We start from the raw sequence: 8,168 nt of genomic DNA on the forward strand, positions 1-8,168 counted from the left end.
GCGCCCCACAGCCGGGGCAGGAGCCCCGCCGGCACGCCCACGGGCCCCACGCGCTGCTGGAGCTTGCGGCGCAGGAGCGTCGTCTCCACCCAGGCCACGATGCCGCTCGACAGGGTGAGGAAGGCCGCGCCCAATTCGCGCGGCAGCCCCAGCCGCTCCGGCAGCCACAGGGCCAGGAAGTACGCCTTCACGGTGCCCAGCGACACGCGCACCACGGCGTAGCGCAGGGGCGTCTTCGGGTCCTTGAGGGCGTAGAAGGCGGAGGCGTAGAGGCGGCCCACGGTGGAGGCCACGAGGCCCACCGCCGCGCCCATCAGCAGGTACCAGAGGTAGCGCGAGTCCGCCGCGCCGAACTTGCCCGTCTGCAGCAGCGCGCCGCTCACCAGGTCGCCCAGGAACAGCAGCGCCGCCGCGGACGGCACCACCCAGAAGGCGATGCGGCGCGAGCCCGCGTCGATGCGGGTGCGCAGCTTCGCGTGCGCGTCCGCCTCCCCTTCCCCCGTGGCGCGCGCCATCTCCGGCAGTTCGGCGGCGGACACCGCCATGCCAAAGAGGCTCACCGGGATGAGGTAGATGGTCTGCGCGTAGAGCAGTGAGGAGAGCGCGCGGTTGGAGATGAGGGACGCGAACGCGGTGTCCACCCACGCGCTGAACTGCACCACCCCACGCCCCAGCACCACCGGGCCGAAGTTCTTCAGCACCTGGCGCACGGAGGCGCTCGCCAGCGACAAGGCCGGACGGAAGCGCCCCAGGAGGCGCAGCACCGTGGGCACCTGCACCGCGAACTGGAGGAAGCTGCCCGCCACGACGCCCCAGGCCAGCCACTCCGTCAGGGCCTCCTCCGCGGCGCGGCCCCCCTGGGAATACCGGCCACCCACCGCGAGCAGCGTGGCGATGATGACGACGTTCCACACCACCGGCGCCAGGTAGGACAGCAGGAAGCGCCGGTGGCTGTTGAGGATGCCCAGGCACCACGCGCTCAGCACGAGGAAGCCCGTGCCGGGGAACAGGATGCGAACGAGCCGCACGGCCAGGTCGCGCTCACCGCCCTCGAAGCCCGGGGCGATGACGTCCACGAACATGGGCGTGGCCAGCATGCCCAGCGCCACCATCACGCCGGTGGCGAGTGTCAGGAGGCCGAACACCGCCCCCGCCACCCGGTCCGACTCCTCCGCGTCCTTCTTGCCCAGCAGCTGGGCGTACACGGGGATGAAGGAGCCCGACAGGACGCCTTCGCCGAAGAGGTTCTGGAGGAAGTTGGGGATGCGCAGCGCGGCCTTGAAGACGGCGGCGGCCTCCGCGTTGCCCAGGTAGTGCGCGAAGACCCGCTCCCGCACGAGCCCCATCAGCCGCGAGGCCAGGATGCCGATGCCCACCAGCATCGCGCCCCGCCCTCCCGCGCGCTCGGGTGCGGCTGGAGGGGTGGCGGCCGGGGAAGCAGGCTTCGGAGGCGACGCGGGAGCAGGGGCGGTCACGAAGGGGCGGACTCTACGTCCGGCGTCTTTCGACGTGCAGCAGGAAACCCGCCGACCGCTGTTTCACTTGACGGTGCCCCCACGGGTTGCCAGGGTCCGCCTCAATGGCCGGAAAGTCCGACACCGAGCGGTCCGACGTCGCGCGCATCCGCGCCGTGCTGGCACGTGAGCTCGAAACGATCAACGAGTACGAAGCCTTCGCGGAGGACTCCTCCAACCCGGAGGTCCGCGCCTTCTTCCTCCACCTGGCGGCGGAGGAGAAGGAGCACGTGTCCGAGGCCACGCACATGCTCCGGCTGCTCGACAAGGGCCAGGACACGTTCTTCGCCAAACCCTTCGTCGCCGGCCACTTCCAGCCGGCCGGGACCGCGGCCGGCGTCCCCGCCGAACCGCTCGCCCCGGAAGCCCCGGCCATCGTGGGTCATGTACCGCCTGCCGTGGGGCGCATGACGGCCGAGCCGCTCACGTCCCTGCCGCCCCAGCGCCTCATCTACGGCATCCCCGCGCCGCCGCCGTCCGCCAACAGCCACCCCCTCACCGTGGGCACCCTGCGCCGCGGCGGTGGTGGTGGCGGCGGCTCCGGTGGCGGCCGCTGAAGCCCCTTCCTCCTTCTGCTTCCCCCCTCCTCTCCCGCTCCCGTCACGGAGACACCGATGCCTGACTTCCTTGGACATGCCGAGAACCCACTGCGCGAAGAGGAGTGGGCGCGCCTCAACGAGACGGTGATCCAGGTGGCGCGGCGGTCGCTGGTGGGCCGCCGCATCCTGGACATCTACGGACCGCTGGGCGCCGGCGTGCAGACCGTGGCCTACGACGAGTTCCAGGGCGTGTCCCCGGGCGCGGTGGACATCGTCGGCGAGCAGGAGACCGCGATGGTCTTCACCGACGTGCGCAAGTTCAAGACGATCCCGATCATCTACAAGGACTTCCTGCTGCACTGGCGGGACATCGAGGCGGCGCGCACGCACAACATGCCGCTGGACGTGTCCGCCGCCGCCGGGGCCGCCGCCCTGTGCGCGCAGCAGGAGGACGAGCTCATCTTCTACGGGGATCAGCGCCTGGGGTACGAGGGCCTGATGACGGCCAACGGCCGCCTCACCGCCACGCTGGGCGACTGGACCGCGCCGGGCGGCGGCTTCCAGACCATCGTGGAGGCCACGCGCAAGCTCAACGAGGCCGGCCACTTCGGGCCCTACGCCGTGGTGCTGTCACCCCGGCTGTACTCGCAGCTGCACCGCATCTACGAGAAGACGGGCGTGCTGGAGATTGAAACCATCCGGCAGCTCGCCTCCGACGGCGTCTACCAGTCCAACCGCCTGCGCGGCGAGTCGGGCGTGGTGGTGTCCACCGGCCGCGAGAACATGGACCTGGCCGTGGCCATGGACATGGTCGCCGCCTACCTGGGCGCCAGCAAGATGAACCACCCCTTCCGCGTGCTGGAGTCGCTGCTCTTGCGCATCAAGCACCCGGACGCCATCTGCACGCTCGAAGGCGCCCTCCCCGCTGCCCCCCCGGCGCGCCGATAGCCCTCCCAGCGCGGGTCCCCATGGCGAAGGTCCTGGTCATCGACGATGAGACGAACCTGCGCAAGGTGCTGGCCGCCCTGCTGCGCCGCGACGGGTTCGACGTCACCGTGGCGGAGAACGGGGAGCAGGGCCTCGCCGAGTTCCACAAGAACGGCGCCGACATCGTCGTCACCGACCTGGTGATGCCGAAGCTGGGCGGCATGGAGGTGCTCGCCGCCGTGCGCACCGCCAACCCGGACGTGCCGGTGATCATCATCACCGCGCACGGCACCGTGGACTCCGCCGTGGAGGCCATCAAGGCGGGCGCGTTCGACTACATCACCAAGCCCTTCGACCAGGCGGAGCTGTCCTCCGTCGTGGCCAAGGCCGCCAAGACGAACGAGAGCGCCAAGCGCTCCGTGCGGGCGGATCACAAGGCCCGCTCCGCCATCATCGGCGAGTCTCCGCAGATCCAGGACGTCTACAAGATCATCGACAAGGTCGCGGACACGCCCTCCACGGTCCTCATCACCGGCGAGAGCGGCACGGGCAAGGAGCTCATCGCCACCGCGCTGCACGGCGCGTCCAGCCGCCGCGACAAGCCGTTCATCAAGATCAACTGCGCCGCCATCCCCGCGACGCTCATCGAGTCCGAGCTGTTCGGCTACGAGAAGGGCGCCTTCACCGGCGCCGTCACCTCCAAGCCGGGCCGCTTCGAGCTGGCCGACGAGGGCACCCTCTTCCTCGACGAGATTGGTGAAATCCCGGTCGAGATGCAGGTGAAGCTGCTGCGCGCGCTCCAGGAAGGCGAGTTCGAGCGCGTGGGCGGCATCAAGACGACGCGCGTGAACGTGCGCCTCGTGGCGGCCACCAACCGCGACCTCCAGGCGGAGATCGAAGCGGGCCGCTTCCGCAAGGACCTGTACTACCGGCTGGCCGTGGTGCCCATCGTGTTGCCCGCGCTGCGCGAGCGCCGCAGCGACATCCCGATGCTCGCCCTGCACTTCGTGGACAAGTACAACCGGCGCCTCAACAAGAAGATCGAAGGCATCGCCGACGACGCGATGGTGCTGCTCCAGGCGTACGCGTGGCCGGGCAACATCCGCGAGTTGGAGAACCTCATCGAGCGCGTGCTGCTCTTCGCGGACGGCCCCCACATCACCGCGAAGGACCTCCCGGAGCCGGTGCGCGGGGGAGCGGGCGTGCAGGCAGGGGCCACGGTGGCCGGCTCGCTGGGCACGCTGGATGTTCCGGTGGGCGAGGTGGGCCTCAAGGACATCGTGCGGATGAAGGCCGCGGAGTTGGAGCGGGACCTCATCGTGAAGAAGCTGGATGAGACGGGCGGCAACGTGACCCGCGCCGCGCGCCTCCTGCAGATCAGCCGCAAGTCGCTCCAGACGAAGATGAAGGAGTTCGGCCTGCGCGACACCACCCCGGACGGGCAGGACGACGGCCCGGACGAGTAGCCCCGGGCGGCCGAAATATCGCCGTTCCGTCGGCGGTTTCGGGCCCGCGTACCTTCTCACCCTCAGGGAGCTTGAATGCGGCCGAATCTTCCCACCCTCGGTGGACCACCGAAGCGCAATCCCTTCGGACCGGTGGTTGCCGTCTCCGTCATCCTCGGCGCGGCCGCGGGTGGCGTGTGGTGGTGGAAACAGCGCATGGCGGATGTCCCCATGGACGTCGCCTCCCAGTCCGCGCTCACCGTGGACGCGGGCACGCTGGCGCAGGCCCCCGTCGCGCCCCCGCTGCCCACCGACCCGGTGAAGGCCGCGGGCATGGAGCGCGCGTCCATCCGCATCGAGGGTCCGCTGGAGACGGCGCTCGTCCAGGCCGCGGGCCCGGAGGTGGGCCCCGCCCTGGCCCAGGTCGTGACGCGCACGCTGGTGTGGTGGGTGCGCGTCCCCGGGGAGATCCTCCGGGGCGACACGCTGGACGTGCTCTACCAGCGCCGGCCCAACGAGGAGCCGCTGGTGTACGCGGTGCGCTTCGTCTCCGGCAAGACGGGCCAGACGCACCGCGCCTACCGCTTCCAGCCCACGGGTGAGACGAACGCGCGCTACTACCTGCCGGGCGGCGACGAGCTGGAGCTGAGGATGGAGCACTCGCCCATCGACAGCTACGAGCAGATCACGTCCCTGCTGCGCGACGGCCGGGGCCACAAGGGCGTGGACTTCCGCGCCCCGGTGGGCACCACCATCCGGGCGCCCTTCGCGGGCGTCATCAAGCGCAAGAACTGGAACTTCGGCAGCAACGGCAACTGCATCGAGCTGGTGGAGTCCGGGGGCAAGGGCCGCCGCGCCCTCTTCCTGCACCTGGCGGAGCTGCCCCGCACGGTCCAGGCCGGGATGCGGGTGTCCGCGGGCCAGGTCCTGGCGCAGAGCGGCAACACCGGCCACTCCTTCGCCCCCCACCTGCACTACCAGCTGATGCTGGGGGAGAACCGGGTCCTGGACCCCTTCGACCAGCACAAGACCTTCCGGGCGGCCCTGGCGGCCCCCCAGAAGGCGTCCTTCGAGACCGAGGTGCAGCGGCTGGACGGACTGCTCGGCACGTCCGTGGCGGGCAAGTAACGCCCACCCATTTCTTGACACTCCTCTGACGGCACGGCTAGCTGGCAGGCTCCTGGGCCGTGGGTCGTCGGAGGTTGTGGATGCACAGGTTTCGCGCCGTCATCGCCGCGCTGACGTTGGGCGCGCCGCTCGCCGCCAGCGCGGCGGACATCACCCGGATCGCCTCGTCGTTCGACGATGACGATCCGTTTGACCTCTTCTTCGACGTCGGGTTCGAGCGCACGCAGACGCGCGCGAAGATCGTGCGCGAGCAGCTCTCGGCGAATGCCGCGTCCGACGCCTCGGAGGTCCGGGAGGTCAACGAGGTCTGGTACAAGGGCGTGGACGCGCGGCTGAACCTGGCGCTCGCGTTCGGCCTGTGGAAGGACCTGGAGTTCTCCTTCAAGCTGCCCGTCGTCTTCCAGCAGAACGAGAGCTGGGAGTTCGTGTCGGGCACCAACTCCGGCAACTCCACCATCGACAACAGCTGCTTCAACCCGGACGGCTCGCCGTACTCCTCGGAGGGCTGCGTGGGCCGGCTCTTCCGGGTCCCGCAGGAGAGCTACCGGGGCGGCCTGGGCAACATCCACTTCGGGCTGGCGTACGCCTTCTTCAACCAGGAGAAGGACGACACCAAGCCTACGTGGATCGTCGGCATCGACTACGAGGCGCCCACCGCCAAGCTGCGCAACCCGAGCGTGGACACCAGCGACCCGGATGGGGACCGCGGCAACGTGGGCGACCGCGTCCACAAGTACCAGCTCTACACGTCCTTCTCGCGGCGCATGGGCGCGGCGGACCCGTACTTCAAGGCCTACCACACCATCCCGGTGCGCGGCCCCAAGGCCTACTCCAACTGCGACCAGGCCGGTGCGAACCCGGCCACCCTGGGCGCCCCGGGCAACTGCTTCAACGGCCCGTGGGATCGCAAGGAGACGGGCATCCAGGCCCCCTCGCAGACGGGCCTCCTCTTCGGCATGGAGCTGGTGCCGTTCGAGAACAAGGCCCGGTCCCAGAAGTTCGCGGTGGACCTGCGCCTGATGGGCAACTACGTGGGCCGCGGCCGGTACTACAACGAGCTGAGCTCCGCGCTGCGCAAGCTGCTCACGTCGGAAGACTACCTGCAGGTGGGTGGCCAGTTCGGCGTCACCGCCCGCGCCGCCGAGGCCTTCACCATCCGCGCCTCCGGCAACTTCCTCTACAACACGGACCACCTGCTCACGACCGAGGCCGTGGGCCAGGACCTGAACGGCGACGGCTCCGTGGACGCCAACCCCGGTTCGCCGGAGCTGAACCCCACGTTCGACTGGCGCTACGACCTGGTGTCCCGCCGCTTCCGGGCCATCCAGAGCACCACGTTCCGCTTCGACCTGGGCGCGAGCTTCAGCTTCTAGCAGCGGCGCCCCTGAGGCAGCGGTTCGTCCCTACCGCTGCTTCAGCCCGAGGCCCATCCGGTACACCTCCTGGCCGGGCCACCCCGCGCGGCGGGCCAGCTCGGTGCTCAGCGGCTTGAGCTTCTCGCCGCGCTCCAGGCCGGACTCCAGCGCGCGGCGGACCTCGTCCTCGCTCCAGCGCTGCTCTCCGGTGCGCCCCTCCACCAGCACCACCACCTCGCCCCGGGTCTCCTCGGCGGCGTAGCGCGCGACCAGGGCCGACAGCGGGCCCCGGACGAACTCCTCGTGCAGCTTGGTCAGCTCCCGCGCCACGCACGCGCGCCGGTCCCCCCAGGCCTCCTGAAGGTCGGCCAGCGTCTCTCCCAGGCGGCGCGGGGACTCGTAGAGCACGCAGGTGGCGGACAGGGGCGCCACCTCGTCCAGCATGGCCCGGCGCTCCGGCCCCTTGCGCGGCAGGAAGCCCAGGAAGTGGAAGCGGCCCGTGGGCAGCCCGGACGCGCTCAGCGCCGCCACCAGCGCCGTCGCCCCGGGCACCGGCTCCACCTTCAGGCCGCGCTCCAGTGCCTCCGCCACCAGCTTCTCGCCCGGGTCGCTGATGCCGGGGCTGCCCGCGTCGGTGATGAGCGCGCAGTCGTCCCCTGCTTCGATGCGGTCCAGGATGCGCCCGGCACGCTGCCCTTCGGCGAAGGCGGGCAGGCTCACCAGGTCCTTGCCGCCAATGCCGAAGTGGTCCAACAGGATGCGCGAGTGCCGGGTGTCCTCGCACGCGAGGAAGCCAGCGGTGCGCAGCGTCTCCAGGGCCCGGGCGGTGACATCCCCCAGGTTCCCGATGGGCGTGGCCACGAGGTAGAGCGTTCCAGCCAAGGACAGGTCCTCACATGCCGGCGTCGAAGGCGGCGGGGATGTGTTCCACCTGGGCGTGCTCGCCCCGGCCCACGACGGAGATGACGTCGAAGCGCACCATGCGCCCGTCGATGCCGTTCTGGAAGAGATAGTGCAGCGCGGCCTTCACCACCCGCCGCTGCTTGGCGAAGGACACGGTGTGCGCCGGGTCTCCCCACACCGACGAGGAGCGCATCCGCACCTCCACGAAGCACACCACCTCTTCGCGCTCCGCCACGATGTCCAGCTCGCCGTAGCGGCACGTCCAGTTGCGCGCCATCACCCGGAAGCCTTGCGACTCCAGCAGGCGCACGCCCTCCGCCTCCGCTTCATCCCCCGACTCCCGCCGCGTCCCCATCC

8 protein-coding genes are annotated in these 8,168 nt (G+C 70.5%); 5 read left to right on the plus strand and 3 right to left on the minus strand.

All coding sequences use genetic code 11. The features are described 5' to 3' along the window. On the minus strand, window positions 1–1,382 hold a 1,382-nt coding region (gene murJ / locus D7V93_RS31505; RefSeq protein ID WP_167509521.1), incomplete at its 3' end, for a murein biosynthesis integral membrane protein MurJ. A gap of 197 nt (window positions 1,383–1,579) precedes the next feature. Here murJ and encB point away from each other — a divergent pair. From encB to D7V93_RS31530, 5 genes are all read left to right on the plus strand, one after another. Further along, the gene (gene encB, locus D7V93_RS31510; RefSeq protein WP_120646908.1) at window positions 1,580–2,071 is read left to right on the plus strand and encodes an encapsulin nanocompartment ferritin-like cargo protein EncB; all 492 of its coding nucleotides are present in this window, start codon (window positions 1,580–1,582) and stop codon (window positions 2,069–2,071) included. 57 nt (window positions 2,072–2,128) lie between these two features. Then, a complete protein-coding gene (gene encA / locus D7V93_RS31515) occupies window positions 2,129–3,001 on the plus strand; it encodes an encapsulin nanocompartment shell protein EncA (protein WP_120601209.1) in 873 nt (290 codons plus the stop codon). Window positions 3,002–3,021: 20 nt separating this feature from the next. After that, complete coding sequence (locus D7V93_RS31520) at window positions 3,022–4,446, plus strand: sigma-54-dependent transcriptional regulator (RefSeq protein WP_120646909.1); 1,425 nt, start codon at window positions 3,022–3,024, stop codon at window positions 4,444–4,446. Between the two features lie 75 nt (window positions 4,447–4,521). Further along, entirely contained in the window at window positions 4,522–5,553 is a 1,032-nt protein-coding gene (locus D7V93_RS31525; RefSeq protein WP_120646910.1) for a M23 family metallopeptidase, read from the plus strand. Between the two features lie 80 nt (window positions 5,554–5,633). Beyond that, complete coding sequence (locus D7V93_RS31530) at window positions 5,634–6,926, plus strand: hypothetical protein (RefSeq protein ID WP_120646911.1); 1,293 nt, start codon at window positions 5,634–5,636, stop codon at window positions 6,924–6,926. A gap of 30 nt (window positions 6,927–6,956) precedes the next feature. Here D7V93_RS31530 and rsmI read toward each other — a convergent pair whose 3' ends face one another. Together rsmI and D7V93_RS31540 are read right to left on the minus strand one after the other, a co-directional pair. Then, window positions 6,957–7,790, minus strand: coding sequence for a 16S rRNA (cytidine(1402)-2'-O)-methyltransferase (gene rsmI, locus D7V93_RS31535; RefSeq protein WP_120623622.1), 834 nt, complete (start codon window positions 7,788–7,790; stop codon window positions 6,957–6,959). Between the two features lie 10 nt (window positions 7,791–7,800). Further along, a complete protein-coding gene (locus tag D7V93_RS31540) occupies window positions 7,801–8,166 on the minus strand; it encodes a YraN family protein (protein ID WP_120646912.1) in 366 nt (121 codons plus the stop codon). Window positions 8,167–8,168: the final 2 nt, after the last annotated feature.

The organism is Corallococcus llansteffanensis, from assembly GCF_003612055.1.
GTDB lineage: Bacteria > Myxococcota > Myxococcia > Myxococcales > Myxococcaceae > Corallococcus > Corallococcus llansteffanensis.